Source organism: Rossellomorea yichunensis (assembly GCF_032337515.1).
GTDB classification, from domain to species: Bacteria; Bacillota; Bacilli; order Bacillales; family Bacillaceae_B; genus Rossellomorea; species Rossellomorea yichunensis.
The window spans coordinates 557436-575189 of sequence record NZ_JAVYAD010000001.1 but is presented as its reverse complement, the minus strand read 5'-3'; the positions used below and the strand labels follow the sequence as shown (position 1 = coordinate 575189).

16 protein-coding genes are annotated in these 17754 nt (G+C 41.8%); all 16 read right to left on the bottom strand.

What is annotated here, in order from left to right; translation table 11 throughout:
* Nucleotides 1-38: 38 nt before the first annotated feature.
* A complete protein-coding gene (ffh, locus tag RSX31_RS02880) occupies nt 39-1382 on the bottom strand; it encodes a signal recognition particle protein (RefSeq protein ID WP_148968716.1) in 1344 nt (447 codons plus the stop codon).
* Between the two features lie 12 nt (nt 1383-1394).
* Nucleotides 1395-1727, bottom strand: coding sequence for a putative DNA-binding protein (locus RSX31_RS02875; protein ID WP_148968715.1), 333 nt, complete (start codon nt 1725-1727; stop codon nt 1395-1397).
* A gap of 183 nt (nt 1728-1910) precedes the next feature.
* The gene (gene ftsY, locus RSX31_RS02870) at nt 1911-2900 is read right to left on the bottom strand and encodes a signal recognition particle-docking protein FtsY (RefSeq protein ID WP_315633199.1); all 990 of its coding nucleotides are present in this window, start codon (nt 2898-2900) and stop codon (nt 1911-1913) included.
* Between the two features lie 18 nt (nt 2901-2918).
* Nucleotides 2919-6485, bottom strand: a complete 3567-nt coding sequence (gene smc, locus RSX31_RS02865) for a chromosome segregation protein SMC (RefSeq protein ID WP_315633198.1) — start codon at nt 6483-6485, stop codon at nt 2919-2921.
* A gap of 11 nt (nt 6486-6496) precedes the next feature.
* On the bottom strand, nt 6497-7243 hold the full coding sequence (rnc, locus tag RSX31_RS02860) for a ribonuclease III (RefSeq protein WP_148993586.1): 747 nt from the start codon (nt 7241-7243) through the stop codon (nt 6497-6499).
* A gap of 182 nt (nt 7244-7425) precedes the next feature.
* Complete coding sequence (gene acpP / locus RSX31_RS02855) at nt 7426-7671, bottom strand: acyl carrier protein (RefSeq protein WP_315633197.1); 246 nt, start codon at nt 7669-7671, stop codon at nt 7426-7428.
* Nucleotides 7672-7763: 92 nt separating this feature from the next.
* A complete protein-coding gene (gene fabG, locus RSX31_RS02850; RefSeq protein WP_315633196.1) occupies nt 7764-8507 on the bottom strand; it encodes a 3-oxoacyl-[acyl-carrier-protein] reductase in 744 nt (247 codons plus the stop codon).
* Nucleotides 8508-9452 carry an ACP S-malonyltransferase gene (fabD, locus tag RSX31_RS02845; RefSeq protein ID WP_315633194.1) on the bottom strand — a complete coding sequence of 315 codons (945 nt, stop codon included), beginning with the start codon at nt 9450-9452 and terminating at the stop codon, nt 8508-8510. It lies immediately after the preceding gene.
* 1 nt (nt 9453) lies between these two features.
* Complete coding sequence (plsX, locus tag RSX31_RS02840; protein ID WP_315633192.1) at nt 9454-10443, bottom strand: phosphate acyltransferase PlsX; 990 nt, start codon at nt 10441-10443, stop codon at nt 9454-9456.
* Nucleotides 10444-11025: a transcription factor FapR gene (gene fapR / locus RSX31_RS02835; protein ID WP_315633190.1), complete on the bottom strand. Its 582-nt coding sequence runs from the start codon at nt 11023-11025 to the stop codon at nt 10444-10446.
* A 92-nt stretch (nt 11026-11117) separates the two neighbouring features.
* Nucleotides 11118-13169 (bottom strand): ATP-dependent DNA helicase RecG, encoded by a 2052-nt coding sequence (recG, locus tag RSX31_RS02830; protein WP_282138011.1) that lies wholly within the window; start codon nt 13167-13169, stop codon nt 11118-11120.
* A complete protein-coding gene (gene sdaAA / locus RSX31_RS02825) occupies nt 13156-14049 on the bottom strand; it encodes an L-serine ammonia-lyase, iron-sulfur-dependent, subunit alpha (RefSeq protein ID WP_148993580.1) in 894 nt (297 codons plus the stop codon). Before sdaAA ends, recG begins: the two co-directional genes overlap by 14 nt.
* A gap of 50 nt (nt 14050-14099) precedes the next feature.
* Nucleotides 14100-14762, bottom strand: coding sequence for an L-serine ammonia-lyase, iron-sulfur-dependent subunit beta (gene sdaAB, locus RSX31_RS02820; RefSeq protein WP_148968705.1), 663 nt, complete (start codon nt 14760-14762; stop codon nt 14100-14102).
* Nucleotides 14763-14860: 98 nt separating this feature from the next.
* Nucleotides 14861-16525, bottom strand: coding sequence for a DAK2 domain-containing protein (locus RSX31_RS02815; protein WP_148993579.1), 1665 nt, complete (start codon nt 16523-16525; stop codon nt 14861-14863).
* Nucleotides 16526-16540: 15 nt separating this feature from the next.
* Nucleotides 16541-16903, bottom strand: a complete 363-nt coding sequence (locus RSX31_RS02810; RefSeq protein WP_034755738.1) for an Asp23/Gls24 family envelope stress response protein — start codon at nt 16901-16903, stop codon at nt 16541-16543.
* A 325-nt stretch (nt 16904-17228) separates the two neighbouring features.
* A complete protein-coding gene (rpmB, locus tag RSX31_RS02805) occupies nt 17229-17417 on the bottom strand; it encodes a 50S ribosomal protein L28 (protein WP_034755741.1) in 189 nt (62 codons plus the stop codon).
* Between the last annotated feature and the right edge of the window lie 337 nt (nt 17418-17754).

Sequence of the window (17754 nt, the reverse complement as noted above, 5' to 3'; positions counted from 1 at the left end):
ACAGTTCAATTTTTCTTGAAAAAAATTGAATGAATTGCTTACATAAATGGGAATTTCATCCCTTTTTTCTTACCTTTTCCTTGCATGCCGCTCATTTGTTTCATCATTTTCTTCATGTCCTCGAATTGTTTGAGAAGTCGGTTTACCTCTTGAATGGATGTTCCGCTCCCCTTCGCAATTCTTTTACGACGCGAAGCATTGATGGTTTCCGGATGAATTTTCTCATCCTTCGTCATCGATTGGATGATTGCCTCAACATGACTGATCTGCTTGTCATCGACTTGAATCTTATCCAAGCCCTTCATTTTGTTTGCTCCAGGCATCATTTTCAGTAACTCATCAAGTGGGCCCATTTGCCTAACTTGACCTAATTGCTCCAGGAAATCATCAAAAGTGAAAGACATGGTACGCATTTTTTGTTCAAGTTCTTTGGCCTTCTCTTCATCAACATTGGCCTGAGCTTTCTCAATTAGGGAAAGAACATCTCCCATACCGAGGATTCGTGATGCCATGCGCTCAGGATGGAATGCTTCTAACGCATCCATCTTTTCACCCATCCCAACAAATTTAATCGGTTTTTCAGTGACGGAACGGATTGATAGTGCGGCCCCGCCTCGTGTATCACCATCAAGTTTTGTCAGCACAACACCCGATATGCCAAGGTCTTCATTAAAGCTTTGCGCAACATTAACCGCATCTTGACCTGTCATGGCATCCACTACGAGGAATATCTCATCTGGATTTGAGAGTTCTTTAATTTCTTTTAACTCTCCCATCAGGTTTTCATCAATGTGAAGTCGACCTGCTGTATCAATCAGAACATAATCGTGATGTTCTTCTTTTGCCTTTTCGATGGCCTTTTTCGCAATCTCAACAGGACTCACCTGATCTCCCAGTGAAAACACAGGCAGGCTTAATTGCTTCCCGATGGTTTCTAACTGCTTGATGGCAGCGGGACGGTAAATATCAGCAGCCACTAATAGTGGTTTGCGATTATGTTTCTTTCGAAGCAGGTTCGCAAGCTTTCCAGTGGTCGTCGTTTTACCTGCACCTTGTAAACCAACCATCATAATGACAGTTGGAGGACGTTTAGCGACGGCAATCTGACTTTGTTCGCCACCCATCAGATTTGTAAGCTCTTCCTGAACAACCTTAATGACCTGTTGTCCCGGTGTAAGACTCTTCATGACTTCTTGTCCGACAGCCCGTTCACTTACTTTCTTGACGAATTGCTTCACCACTTTAAAATTAACGTCCGCTTCCAAAAGAGCAAGACGAACTTCACGCATCATCTCTTTAACATCCGCTTCTGAAATCTTTCCTTTTCCACGGATTTTTTGTATTGTACCTTGCAGTCGGTCGGCTAATCCTTCAAATGCCATTCATGCCGCCTCCTAATCCAATATTTCAAGATCATCAATGAGTTTTAAACAATAAGCAGAATCAATTGATGATTCTCCTATTTTTTGCCTGAGTTGATCAAGAATCTCGTTGCGTTCTTGAAATTTTTTAAATAATAAAAGCTTTTCTTCGTACTCCTCGATCATGGCCTCTGTTCGTTTAATGTTATCATACACTGCTTGTCGACTAACATTATACTCTTCAGCTATTTCTCCTAAAGAGAAATCATCCAAATAATAAAGGGACATATAGCTTCTCTGCTTAGGAGTTAACAAAGATTGATAAAAATCGTAGAGATAATTCATTCTGGTCGTTTTCTCCAGCACGGATATCCCTCCTTGTTAAGTGAAAAACCTTTACATATGAAGAATACAGTGTTTACGGGTGTTTGTCAAGGATACTTAGGGATTTTTCATAGAGAATATCCTTAAGTATCCACACAAAAGAAGAGTAACCTGCAAGACGACTTTATAAAGTCTTCCATGAGGCTACCCTATCGATTCTTAAATCTATTCTTCTTCTTTATCAACCAGGTTAGAGAATAAGCCGTATATATACTTTTCAGCATCGAACGGCTGGAGGTCATCCATCTTCTCTCCCAGACCTACATATTTCACAGGGATATCAAGTTCGTTTCTGATCGCAAGGACAATACCACCTTTTGCTGTACCGTCCAGCTTCGTCAGGACGATCCCTGAAACATTCGTTGCTTCTTTAAAGGTTTTCGCTTGCACCATGGCATTTTGACCTGTGGTCGCGTCGAGTACGAGTAAAACTTCATGAGGAGCTCCTGGAACTTCTCTTTCTATCACCCGCTTCACTTTTTCAAGCTCTTTCATCAGATTCACTTTATTTTGTAATCTTCCTGCTGTATCACAAATAAGAATATCCGCTTTTTTTGCTTTTGCTGATTGAACTGCATCAAACATAACCGCTGCCGGGTCGCTTCCTGCCGCTTGTTTAATGACTGGAACTCCTACACGTTCCCCCCATACTTCAAGCTGTTCGATTGCGCCTGCACGGAATGTATCACCTGCCGCAAGTACCACGTTCTTACCTTGTTCCTTGAACATATGAGCCATCTTCCCAATGGTCGTCGTCTTTCCAACGCCATTCACTCCGACAAACAGCAAAACCGTCAGCTGATCATCCTGAATGTTCAGGCTGCTGTCCTCATCACGATCTCCTTGGTAGATTTCAACAAGCTTCTCTGAAATGACTGATTGAACATCTTCAGTGTCTTGAATATTCTTTCGCTTCACTTCTAGCTTTAGTTCGTCTATCAGTTCCATGACCGTATCAAACCCAACATCCGCTCCGATCAGGATTTCTTCCAGCTCTTCAAAGAAATCTTCATCCACTTTGCGGTATCTCGCAACCAGGTCATTGACCTTTGTTGTAAAGTTATTTCTTGTTTTACTTAGTCCATCTTTAAATTTCTCTGATACGTTGTCACTCGATTGTGTAAATTTATCTTTAAGCTTCTTAAAAAAACTCAACCTTTCACACCCCACTCATTAAGTTTCTATCAATTCCTTTGTTTCTTGCAGTCTGACTGATACTAACTTGGACACACCGGATTCCTGCATCGTTACACCGTACAGAACATGGGCTTCTTCCATTGTTCCTTTACGATGGGTAATGACGATGAATTGTGTTTCGTCACTGAATTTCTTTAAATATTGACTGAACCTCTGTACATTTGCTTCATCAAGAGCTGCCTCTACCTCATCCAGTATACAGAATGGTACAGGCCTGATCTTGAGGATTGAAAATAGCAGGGCAATGGCCGTTAAGGCTCGTTCTCCCCCGGACATCAGCCCAAGGTTCTGCAGCTTCTTCCCTGGGGGCTGGGCTACAATATCAACCCCCGTATGAAGGAGATCAGATGGGTCCGTCAGCTTCAACTGCGCTCTTCCCCCTCCAAACAATGCTCTAAATACCCCTTCGAATTCCACTTGAATAGCCGTGAAGGTTTGATCAAAGCGTTTGATCATTTCTGTGTCCATCTCATTGATGACCAGGTAAAGAGTGTCCTTCGCTTCCGTCAGATCATTCTTCTGCTCTACTAAAAATTCGTATCTTTCCTTCACTCGTTCATACTCATCAATGGCACCGAGATTTACGGTTCCCAGTTCTTCCAAGGCCAATTTCACAAGTTTCACTTTCTTTCTCGCTTCTTCGACCTCAATCGTTAAGGGGTAGTCTGACTTAGCCGCTTCAAACGAAAGCATATACTCATCGCGTAAATGATCAAGTCGATTTTCCAGTTCAACATCCAGACGATTGATTTTCACTTCCTCGTCCCTTAATGCTCCTACCAAACCTTTATGCTGACGCTTTAATTCTTTCAACTCAAGCTCCTCGTCTTCAACCGCATGTTGAAGATTTAAGCGCTCTTCCCGTCGTATAGTAATCAAATTTGAAGTTTCTGATTTTTGAATCGAACACTCTTCAGCCTTCATCCCAAGCTGCTCTTCTCCTGAAAAATTATCCTTCATTTCAGTCTGCAGCCACTCCAAATCATCTTGTAAAGTCGCCTTCCGCTTGTTTGTATCGACGATCGTTTCCTGCACACGAATTAATTGATTACGACTGTTAACCAATTGCTCGTTTCGTGCGGCGAGGTTTGCTTTTATATCACTGATTTCATTCAATAAAGCATCCTTGGACGTTCGTTCACTATTTTTTTGGAGAGTAAGCTCGCTAATCTTTTGATCGAGCCTTTTAATATCTTCTCCAATTTCATCCAGAGACGCTCTTAATTCCTTCGTTCTTGAATCATGCTTCTCTTTAACCGATGTAAAGTCTTTTTTCTCCAAATCATATAGGGAAAGCCTTTCATCCAGGTTCTGCTGGGATAATTCATTTTCACGCAGTTGGGAAAGAAGTTCTTGCTCCTTAAGTCGCAAACGCTCTCCTTTCACTCTCATTTCTTCCAGCTTCTTCTCTCTGAAGCTGCTTTCTTCTTTCAGTGATTTCACTTGAGATTGAAGCTGTTCAGTCTGGCTTTCCATCGTTGTAAGCTTTTCTTTCATTTCTTCAAGCTCACCTTTTCTGGAGAGAAGCGAATTTTTCTTCTGCTTCACGGTACCACCGGACATGGATCCACCGGGATTCACCACGTCTCCGTCCAGGGTTACTAGACGGTAACGATATTGTATAAGCTTTGCGATTTCATTTGCTCCCTTTAAATCCTTCGTGATGATCACATTGCCAACCAGGTTAGAAATCACCATTTGAAAGCGCTCATCATAATTAAGAAGATCAGTTCCAACTCCTATAAAAGAAGAATGACCCTTCAGCATATTTTTTTGACTGTCAGGGATCGATTTCCCTTTGATCACGTTCATCGGCAAGAAAGTAGCACGGCCGTATTGATTCTTCTTTAAGAAAGCAATGGCTTTTCGGCCATCTTCTTCTGTATCGACCACGATATGCTGCATGGAAGCCGCCAAAGCTGTCTCCATAGCCGTTTCATATGATTTAGGTACTGTTATCAGTTCCGCAACCGCTCCTTGGACCCCGGTTAACTGACCGTCACGTTCCTTAAGTACTTCTTTCACACCCTGGAAGAAACCTGTATAGTCATCTTCCATTTCCTCAAGCATTTCTTTCCGGGATTTCGCCTGTTGCAGGAATTGGAAGGCTTGATATAGGGTCTTTTCTTGCTTTTCATATTTAGCCTTCACTGACTCAAGCTTTTGCTGTTCTTCACGATAGAAGAATATGTGCTCATCGATTACCTCTTTTTGCTGCTGCAGCATTTTCGAAAGTTCTTTGTGACTCTGATGCAATTCATCACGCTGAATTACATACTTTTCATTTTCTGCTTCTAATCGGCCGCTTCGATTGGATTGCTGCTCCAGCTGCTGCTCAAGGTACTGAATTTCATTTTTGGCTGACGCCTGCTGATTCAGTTTCTCAATGTAATCACTTTTGAAAGATTCTATTACATCTTCAATATTTTCATTATAATGTTTAAATTGATTCTGTTTCGTAATGAGCAGCTCTTTAAGTTCCTTAACGTCTGAATCGATAGACTTGAATTCCATCTCTGCTTTTTCTTTTTCAGAAGTCAGTTGTTGAATTTGTTCTTCTGCTTCTTCTATCGATTGCTTTAATTGAGTTTCGTTGGAAGACGAATTTTTCTTCCGTTCCACTAATACTTGTTTCCTACCCTCGAGTTTCTCCAATTCTTCACTTGTAGCCAGGAGCACTTCCTGAAGATTTGAGATCGATTCATCAAGAGCCGCAATTTTATCACGGGTTTGGGTCAGAACGGCTTCCTTCTTTTGTATACGCGTGGAAAGTGCCAGTTCCTCTTTTCCATGATGTTCAAATTCTTCACTAAGCTTTTCCCACTGCTTATGTAAATCCTCAATATCATAGACCGTCAATGCGACCTCGAACTTCTCCAGCTCTTCTTTTTTCTCCAAATAATCACGTGCCATCGAAGCTTGAATTTTAAGGGGTTCCACCTGCCCTTCCAACTCATGAAGAATGTCATTCACACGATTAAGATTTTCCTGTGTTTCAAATAACTTATTCTCCGCCTTTTTCTTACGTGTTTTATACTTCAATACCCCGGCAGCCTCTTCAAAGATGGTTCTTCGTTCTTCAGGCTTACTATTTAGGATTTCCTCCACTTTCCCTTGACTGATAATAGAGAACGCTTCTTTCCCTAAACCTGAATCCATAAATAATTCGATGATGTCTTTCAATCGACAAGGTTGTTTATTAAGTAAATACTCACTATCTCCGGAGCGAAACACTCGTCTTGTAACACTGATTTCACTGTAATCGATTGGAAGGGTACCGTCTTCATTATCCAAGACAAGAGTTACCTCTGCTATGTTAAGGGCTTTTCTTGAATCACTACCGGCAAATATAACATCTTCCATTTTTGATCCGCGAAGACTTTTCGCTGATTGCTCACCCAGTACCCAGCGAATCGCGTCTATAATATTGCTCTTCCCACTGCCGTTTGGTCCCACAACAGCTGTAACACCCGGGACAAATTCCACGGATATTCTTTCTGCAAAAGATTTAAACCCCATTACTTCTAGTTGTTTGAGGAACATCTTCTTTCCCCCTATTTAGCGTCTAGCTTTTGTTTTAGCTTCTCAAGAGCCTTTTGTGCGGCTTGTTGTTCAGCTTCCTTCTTAGATCGTCCTTTTCCTATGCCTAATTCTTCGTCATTTAAACTGACCCGGGAAATAAACTGCCTGTTATGGGCTGGCCCGCTCTCTTCAAGGATGCTGTATTCAATCATCCCTGCACTTCCTCGTTGTACCAGCTCTTGTAACTGACTCTTATAATCCATCACATGAGAAAAAGCACCGACGTTAATTTTTGGATAGACAACTTTTTCAAGGATTGAAATCACTGTTTCTAACCCTTGATCCAAATATACCGCTCCGATAAACGCCTCGAAGACATCCGCGAGTAATGCTGGTCTTTCCCGACCGCCTGTCATTTCTTCACCTTTACCAAGTAAGATGAGTTCACCGAAATTCATTTCAATCGAGAACTTAACCAGGGAAGGCTCACATACTATGGCAGCCCTTAATTTCGTAAGTTCACCCTCGCTCATCATTGGATACTTCTTGAATAAGAATTGAGAAACCGTTAATTCCAAAACGGCATCCCCAAGAAATTCTAAACGTTCGTTGTCTTCATAAGGCTTACGACGATGCTCATTCACATAGGATGAATGAGTAAAAGCTTGTTTAAGTAGTTTTTCATCATTAAATTGAATTCCGATTTCATCTTGAAACGTTTTAAACTTACTATCATTTTTATGTCTGGATATTCCTTTGTTTCTACTTTGCTTCCGCATAAGGCACTCCACCTTGCTCTATATGTTCTCTTTTTTCTACTTATCAAGTTTATGCTAAAAAAAGCAATTACGCAAAAAGTTTCTTGCGCACGTTAGAACACAAATAAACTTGGTAGAAGTGAGACCTCTACCAAGTTTCAAATGGTATTGAATGAAAGATCAGCATGCGCTTATCTTTTAATTCAATCTAACGAATAAGCTTTTGCTTTTATGTAGTTCACAGCATCACCTACTGTGCCGATTTTTTCAGCATCATCGTCAGAGATTTCCATGTCAAATTCATCTTCAAGTTCCATAACCAGCTCAACTACATCAAGGGAGTCAGCTCCTAGATCTTCTTTGAAAGAAGCTTCAAGAGTTACTTGAGATTCATCAACACCTAGACGATCTACGATAATTTTTGTTACACGATCTAATACTTCTGCCATTTTTGTCACCTCCCCTCAAGTATTATAGAGCATTTTGACCTCTAATGAAAAGAGTATCCACGAAAACAATTAATAAATTATTATTTTTTGTGTTACATGACCATCCCGCCATCGATATGAAGAGTCTGCCCTGTCATATAAGAAGCAGATTCAGATGCAACGAACGTTACCACCTTCGCAATATCCTGAGGATCTCCAAAGCGGCTTAAAGGAATTTGCTTTAACATTTCATTACGTACGTCTTCCGGAAGCTGATCCGTCATATCCGTGGAAATGAAACCAGGAGCGATTGCATTCACCGTGATGCCCCGGGGTGCCAATTCTCTGGCTGTTGTTTTCGTTAAACCTATCACACCGGATTTAGCTGCCACATAGTTTGCCTGTCCAGGGTTTCCGCTCACACCGACAATTGAAGAAATATTGATGATTCGACCGCTTCTTTGCTTCATCATTTGGCGTGTAACTGCCTTGGTGCAAAGGAAAACGCCTTTAAGATTGATGTTAATGACATCATCCCATTCTGCTTCTTTCATTCTCATTAATAAATTATCCCTCGTGATTCCAGCATTATTAACTAGAATATCCACTGAACCGAATTGGCCAATCGTTTCCTTCACCATTGCTTGAACAGCATCACTATCTGAGACATTACATTGTACGGCAATGGCTTCCCGGCCTAAACCTTTAATCTCATCGACGACTTCATTAGCCTTCGCTTCACTACCAGAATAGTTGACGGCTATATTACAGCCTTCACGGGCAAGCTCAAGAGCAATCTCCCTCCCGATTCCCCGGGATGCTCCCGTTACAAGGGCAACTTTTCCTTCTAAATTCATTTAGCCTTCCTCCTTTAACGCTTGGATGGTTTGTTCCAACGAGGCTTCGTCTTGAACAGCATACGTTTTCACCCGTCTATTCACTTTCTTCACTAAGCCTGAAAGTACTTTACCGGGTCCAACTTCAATGAACGTATCCACATCTAATTCAAGCAATTTCCCGACAGTATCTTCCCATTGAACAGGTGAGTATAATTGTTCGATTAATAAACGCTTGATTTCTTCACGATTGGTCACAGGTTCTGCCGTCACATTCGCAATGACCGGAAAAGCTGCATCTTCAATCGTAATTGAATCCAAAATTGAAACAAATTGATCTGCAGCAGGTTTCATTAATTGAGAGTGGAATGGACCACTCACTTGAAGTGGAATGACCCTCTTCGCTCCAGCTTCTTTGGCTTTCTCTGAAGCAAGTTCCACTCCTTTCACCGTACCTGATATCACAATTTGACCAGGACAATTTAAGTTTGCCAGCCCTACCGGATGTCCGTCTTCCGTTACAAGATCGGTAATCTCTTTTAGTGGCTCTCTTGCCATTCCCAGAACAGCAGCCATCGTGCCTTCTCCACTTGGAACCGCTTCTTCCATGAATTCCCCTCTTTTACGAACAGCATACACCGCATCTTCAAAGCGGAGGGCACCTGCAGCTACCAGGGCTGAATATTCACCTAAGCTATGTCCGGCCGTATAATCTGCTGTTATACCTTCTTTTCTTAAACGATCCAGAATCGCGATGCTCGTTGTTAATAAAGCTGGCTGAGCATTTGTCGTTTGAGTAAGTTCTTCTTGCGGTCCATCAAATATAACACTTGTTAATTCCGATTCCAATCTTTCATCCGCTTTAGCGAAATACGCTTGTACTTCAGGGTATTTGTCAGCTAATTCTTTTCCCATCCCAACAGTTTGAGAACCTTGTCCGGGAAAAATGAATGCAATTTTACTCATGTTATTCTTCACTCCCCTTGATAGCATCTTTAATCGTATTGGAGACATTGTGTTTCACCATTTCCCTGGCTTGTCTCATGGCATTATATAGGGCAACCTCATTTGATGAGCCATGGGCTTTAATCACCGGTGCCTTCAGACCAAATAATCCCGCGCCTCCATACTCTGTATAATCAAGCATATTTTTCATTTGCTTTAAATCATTTTTCACTAATCCTGCAGCCAATTTATTTTTTGTTGAAGCTGTGAACGTCTTTTTAAGCATAGAGAAAACAGAAAGAGCCGTTCCCTCAATCGTCTTCAACACCATATTCCCGGTAAACCCATCGGTAACGACGACATCCGCAGGTCCTTCAAGTAAGTCCCTGGACTCTATATTTCCAATAAAATGAATAGGAGCGTCCTTTAATAATTGGAATGTCCTCTTGGTTAATTCATTCCCTTTTTTATCTTCGGTCCCTATGTTTAATAAGCCTACGCGAGGATTGTTGATCCCTCTTACTTTCTCGGCATATATGCTCCCCATGATGGCATATTGCAACAGATGTTCAGGCTTGGCATCGACATTTGCTCCTAAATCGAGCATAAGAAACCCCTTACCATCCAGTGTTGGAAGCGTAGGTGCCAAGGCAGGTCTTTCAATTCCATCAATTCTGCCTACAATGAACAATCCAGCGGTCATAAGCGCACCTGTATTCCCTGCTGAAATACACGCATCCGCTTCTCCATTATTAACCGCTTGCGCCATCAGAACCATCGATGCATTCTTCTTGCGTTTAACGGCTCTAACAGGTTCGTCTGTTGCCTCGATCACTTCATCCGTATGAACGATTGTCAATCGATCGACTGGTGTGATGTACTGTTTTATTTGATTTTCATCTCCGTATAAGAGCACTTCTATATCATTGAATTCACTTAATGCCCGTTTCACACCAAGAACTATTTCTTTAGGAGCATGATCTCCGCCCATTGCATCTACGGCTAACTTCATCTACGCTTCATCCTTTGCAGATTTTTTAGAGCGATACATCTCAAATTCACCTGTGAAAACGAGTTCGCCACCGACTACACTTTGAACTTCTACAGTTGTTCGATCCTTTTGATCCTTCATATGTATCACTTTCGATTTCGCAACAACACGCTCACCTTCCTTAACAGGTCGGGTAAATCGGATCGTTGACTTGGCTGTTAACGCTAGATCATCATTAATTACGGCAACAGCAAGAGAGTTCGCTTGAGCAAATAAATGATGCCCCCTTGCTATCCCATTCCTCACAAAAACATGCTCTTGTTTTACATCAAAAATGGAAATCGCACTATGATCTAACTCTATATCAATAATTTCTCCAATAATCTCTTCAATAGGCAATGATTTCACTTCATCTTCAAAAGATTTCTCTGCGACATATTTAATCCGTTCACGAAGTTCAGGGATCGATAATTCCATACGATCCAACCTGATTGTCTGCACACTCACTCGAAAACGTTCTGCTAATTCTTCATCTGTTATAAAAGGATTTTCCTTTATCGTGTCTGTAAGGTTCCCCTGTCTTTCCTTCTTTGAAAGTCTCAATATCAACACCGTCCAGTATTAGTACTAGGTACTAATAGTAGTATATAATCAAAAAAAGCAGATTGCAAGAAATAATCTCACAATCTGCCTGTCTAGTCTAGCTTTTCACCCTCTAATATCCCCGATCCGGATAAATACTCCCTGAGCGGTTCATATTCGGGATCCTTCCAAAAATGATCGGATTGAATTAAGCCTGCAGCATCATCTCTAGCAACTTCCAACGCACGATAATCATGCACCATATCTGCCACTTTAAACTCAGGAAGACCACTCTGCTTTCTTCCAAAGAAATCTCCCGGACCCCTTAGTTCAAGATCTTTTTCACTCAGAACAAATCCATCATTGGTTTCCGTCATGATCTTCATTCGTTCTTTTCCAACCTCGGTTTTCGGTTCGGCAAGAAGAATGCAATAGGATTGATGTTCGCCGCGTCCAACCCTTCCCCTTAACTGATGAAGCTGAGATAACCCAAAGCGCTCGGCATCATATATCAGCATGAAAGTAGCGTTAGGAACATTCACACCCACTTCGACAACCGTGGTGGATACAAGCACTTGAAGATGATTTGCACTGAATTCCCTCATCACTTCATCCTTTTCATCGGGGTGAAGCCTCCCATGCATCAATCCGACGTTGTAACGTCCTTCAAAGTAGTGCAGCAATTGATTGTAAACATCTATCGCATTTTGAACATCCAGTTTGTCCGACTCTTCAATCAGAGGACATATCACATAGGCCTGCCTGCCCTGATCTAACTCCTTGTCCATAAACGAAAGCACCCTTGATAGCATATCCGCTTTAGCCCAATAAGTTTCAATCGCCTTTCTTCCTGCCGGCATTTGGTCGATTATACTTACATCCATTTCACCAAAGACCGTAATGGCAAGAGTCCGTGGAATCGGAGTCGCTGTCATAAACAATACATCAGGACTTTCCCCTTTTTCCCTTAGTACACGTCTTTGATTTACCCCAAAGCGATGCTGTTCATCGGTTACAACGAGCCCCAGATGCTTGAATTGAACATCCTCCTGAATAAGTGCATGTGTTCCAATAAGAATATCAATTTCTCCGTCTTTTAATTTTTCTAATAAAAGCCGTCTTCTTTTTCCTTTTACCGAACTTGTTAACAGGGCAACAGAAAGGCCAACTGGTTCCAACAATTCACTCAAAGAGTTTGCATGCTGTTCTGCCAGAATCTCTGTAGGAACCATTAAAGCCCCTTGATATCCTGCAGTTACACTGGAGTATAATGCAATTGCCGATACGACGGTCTTCCCCGAACCAACGTCACCTTGTAAAAGGCGATTCATGCGATAAGGGGACTTCATATCCGCTGAAATTTCATTTACCACGCGCTTTTGTGCATCAGTTAAAGGAAACGGCAAAGAGTCAATAAATGCTTTGACCTTATCTAAATCATAATGCTGCTGCACGCCAGACGAATGTTCTCTTTCAAATTTTCTAAGAGCCTGCATTTTCAGTTGAAACAACAAGAACTCTTCATACACAAATCGTCTTCTTGCCTGCTTCATTTCTTCAGTGGAATCTGGAAAATGAAGATGATAAAGAGCATCCTTGCGACTTGACAGCTTATATTTTTCCATTAGATGATAAGGCAGGTTTTCCGTCAACAAATATCTGTAGTCCTGAAAAGCCTTTTTAATGAATTTTCTAAGTGTGTTGTTTTTAATAGAGCCTTTTAATGAATAAACAGGTTCAAAGTCCCCCTGTTTCCCATGTGGGCCCGACTGAAAATACTGAACCGTTATGATTTGCCTATTCTTATCCCATTTCCCTGTCACCGTCACCGTATCGTGAAGATTTATTTTCTTCTTTAAATACGGCTGATTAAAAAAAACGGCCTGAACTAAATTTCTACCAACCAATATCCGCAGGGTTAAACGGGATTTTTTTCTCCCATAATACATCAGTGCAGGCTCTGAATGGACCTTCCCTTCCACTGTGACACGCTCATCATGGGCGACTTCCTCCAAGTCTCGAAGCCTGTAATCCTCGTACCTGTAAGGCAGGTATTCTAACAAATCCAGAACAGAATAAATCCCCATTGCATTCAGCTGTACAGCTGTTTCTTCACCAATCCCCTTGATGTCCTGGATCGTTAGTCCTTCATTATGATTCTTCACGTTTATTCAGGGAAACCCCAAAGATTTTCGCTTCAAGCTCCCTGCCTGTAGGGGTGGCAGCCAATCCTCCTTGAGCCGTCTCACGGAGAGCCACCGGCATTGTTTGACCGATTTTGTACATGGCGTCAATCACTTCATCACACGGAATACGACTCGTTATGCCTGCAAGTGCCATATCCGCTGCAACCATCGCATTGGCCGCTCCCATTGCATTCCGCTTCACACAGGGTACCTCAACGAGTCCCGCAACCGGGTCACACACAAGCCCTAACATATTCTTTAAGGTAATCGCCATGGCTTCAGCGGATTGGCTGGGTGTTCCCCCGGCCATTTCAACTATAGCTGCTGCAGCCATTCCACTGGCAGATCCAACCTCAGCCTGACATCCACCCGCTGCACCTGAGATGGAAGCGTTATTCGCTACAACAAACCCAAATGCTCCAGACGCAAACAAGAAGCGGATCATTTCATCTTTAGTAGGATTCAGCTTATTTTTAACAGCGAACAACGTTCCCGGAACAACTCCTGCAGATCCTGCAGTTGGCGTCGCACAAATCGTCCCCATTGCAGCATTCACTTCATTGGTTGCTACCGCTTTACTTACTGCATCCAGGATGGTGTCCCCACAAAGTGAGTTGCCTTTTTCAATATACTTTTGTAAAAGCACAGCATCCCCGCCTGTTAAACCTGAATGTGATTTCACACCTTCCAGCCCTCTGGCTACAGCCTGTTCCATCACTTCAAGGTTTCGCTCCATTTGACTGTATACTTCATCAAATGATTTTCCTGTAAATTCAATTTCCTGTTCAATCATAATATCAGAAATTTTCTTATTTTGACTTTCAGCAAGTTCTACTAACTCTGCTACATTTCGAAACATTTAAAATGACCTCCTCGCATGAATGTAAACGCTATCATTATAGTAATTGTTTAATCGGAAATCCGCGTAACTTGAGTAATATTGGGCAGTGACGTTAATTCATTGATGACAGCTTCATCAATCGGCTGATCCACTTCTATTGTCATCAATGCCATCTGACCCTTTTCTTTTCGCGAAACATCCATATGCCCGATGTTCAATTGGTGTTTGGCAATGACATTGGATACAGATGCAATCGCCCCAAATCGGTCGTCATGAACGACCAGAATAGCAGGGTGGTGACCTGACAGTTTGAGTTCAAATCCGTTAAGTTCGATAATTTCAACTTTCCCTCCACCAATGGAGATACCCACTAATTCGATTTCTCCTTTGTCATCTCCCATCCGGATTCGAGCCGTATTCGGATGATCCGTGATGGCATCTTCCTCTTGAAACTTGATCTTTATTCCTTTTTTCTTTGCTACATTGATTGATTCGATAATTCGTTCATCATATGTATCATAATCGAGGATTCCACCTACAATGGCTACGTCTGTTCCATGACCCTTGTACGTTTTTGCAAATGATCCATAAAAGGATATCGTCGCCCATTTCGGTTCCCTGCGAAACAAGTTTCTCGCCAATCTTCCTATTCTGGCAGCACCAGCCGTATGTGAACTTGATGGACCAATCATAACAGGACCGATAATATCAAATACACTTTTGTATTTCATGACTTTTCCCCCTCACTTAACATCCAAACTATACATCCATTCTAACATAATTGAAGGGGACAAACTCCATTTAGAGCTGTCCCCCCTTCCTTTATTCCTTATTCAACTGAGAATATATAGGAGTAAAGTGGTTGTTTACCATTATGAACTTCCACTTCTACATCTTCATAATGCTCTTCTACATACTCTTTTAATGAATGCACGTCCTCTTCTGATACATCTTCACCATATAGGATGGTTAAAATTTCGGAGTCCTCATCCAGCATTTTCTCTAATAAGCTTTGCGCCGACTTTTGACGGTCATGATCAGAAATAACAATCTTACCTTCTGCGATTCCCATAAAGTCATCTTTCGCAATCGCCACACCATCAATATTCGTATCTCTTACAGCAAACGTGATTTGACCCGTTTTGACCTGCTTTGAAGCTTCTGTCATTAACTGTTTGTTGTCTTCAACAGAGGCTGATGGATTAAAAGCAAGTAATGCAGCCATTCCTTGAGGTACTGTCTTCGTTGGGACAACAGCTACTTCCATTTCAAGGACTTCTGCCGCTTGATCTGCTGCCATAATAATGTTTTTGTTATTCGGCATGATAATGACTTTCTTGGCATTCACTTCTTCAACAGCTTTCACGATATCCTCCGTACTTGGATTCATCGTTTGACCACCTTCGATCACAGCCGTAGCGCCGATGCTTTTGAACAAGTCGGAAATCCCTTCACCCATAGCAACCGTAACAATGGCAAAGTCAACTTCTTTTGGTGCAGCAGGAGTCTGAGCTTTCACTGGCTTTGTTTCACCAACGATGCTGCTGTGCTGCTGTCTCATGTTTTCAATCTTGATATTGATGAGACTTCCGTATCTATGACCATACGTCAATACATCACCCGGTTGTTCAGAATGGATATGTACTTTTGCTAATTCATCGTCACTTATGACAAGCAGGGAATCACCGAATCCGCTTAAATCCTGACGGAAATCTTCTTCATCAAATGACTGTTTGTCCTGTTCAAATCTAACCATGAATTCAGTGCAATAGCCAAATTCAATATCCTCCGTACTCATGAAATCTTGAGCTGTTTTATGATGCTCAGCACTCACGAGATCATTCATGGACGGTAACGAAGCTTGATTTGAAACCTTTTCTCCCTTTAGCTCAGCTAAAAATCCTTCATATACAAATAGTAGCCCTTGACCACCACTATCAACCACTCCCACTTCTTTTAGAACAGGAAGTAAATCAGGTGTACGATTTAACGAAGCCTGAGCCTCATCGACGATTGCCTGCATAAGCTTTACGAAATCATTTTCTGTTTCAGCTACAGAAACACCTTTTCTCGCAGCATCTTTCGCAACCGTTAGAATCGTTCCTTCAACAGGTTTCATAACCGCTTTATAAGCTGTTTCTACACCTGTTTGAAGTGCATTGGCAAATTCTGCACTTGATAAGGATTCTTTCCCTTCAATCGCTTTACCAAAGCCTCTGAACAATTGGGATAAGATAACACCTGAGTTACCTCTTGCTCCCATCAACAACCCTTTTGAAAGAGCAGCAGCCACATTTCCAATATGACCTTGAATATGGTTTTGAACTTCCTTCGCACCAGAAGTCATGGATAAGTTCATATTTGTTCCAGTATCACCATCAGGAACAGGAAAAACGTTCAGCGCGTCAACCAGCTGCGCATGGGCAGATAATTGGGTGGCACCTTGTATCACCATTTCAGCAAAACGTTTTCCTTCCAAAGATGTAATCGACACGAATCTTCCTCCTCACTACGGGTTCGTGACACGAACCCCCTGCACAAAAATATTTACTGAATCTACCGCCAAGCCGACGGTCTTATCAAGAGTATATTTAACCTTGGATTGTACATTATGAGCAATCTCAGAAATTTTTGTACCATAACTCACAATAATATACATATCAATATGTACTTCCTCTTCATCTTGACGAACGATCACTCCGCGAGTGAAATTTTCTTTACGTAAGATATCTGTGAAACCGTCTTTAATTTGGTTCTTTGAAGCCATTCCAACAATTCCGTAGCAATCCACCGCTGCACCTCCAGCAATCATTGCAATGACATCATTCGTAATATCAATTTGTCCGTACTGCGTTTTTAATTCGATGGACATGGAATGTTTTCCCCCTTTAATTACATGCTTGGCTAAAAACATTTTACTATAAGTATACTGTTTTTGAAAGCTAAACTATTATCTCTACGTGATTTGTTGGGTCATACCTTCTATTTTTTCCTTAATATGCAAAGATTAATCATTTATACTTCAGGTGAAGTGAGTGATGATAATCGTCTTTACGAGAAAGGATTGTCCATGTTCCAGATACTTAATTAAGATATGTCCTGATTTTCTAGTGACTGGGAGATCACTTTGCCCCACCTCTACCGCCAGAAGATAGAAAAAAGACGCCTAGCAACTAGACGTCTTCTCGTTTTAAGTATTATACGCGTTCAACTTTACCAGATTTCAACGCTCTTGCAGAAACCCATACTTTCTTAGGCTTTCCGTCTACAAGAATTCGAACTTTTTGCAGGTTTGCACCCCAAGTACGCTTGTTCGCATTCATTGCGTGAGAGCGAGCGTTACCTGAGCTAGCTTTACGGCCTGTTACTACGCATTGTTTTGCCATAATATATTCCCTCCTCACTAACAAGAAGCTGAAGTTAATTTCAGTTCCACATTTCGCTTATTATCATAAAGATACTTTAATAATTTATCACACAACTTTCCATAATGCAATACTACAATTAAAACCTTTCAAGAAAAAATACTTTACACCCCGAAAAGCGGAGGCGGCTTGGTAGGCCCGACAAGCATAAGATTAATTAACCGGAAAGGCGCTCTTTGCCTTTTTGGTCAATTTAGCTTATGACCTCGAGGGACTAGCCGCCGGAGCTGGACACACCGAAAAGCGGAAGGGGCTCGCCCTGAGGCGACAAGCATAAGGCGAACTAACCGGAAAGGCG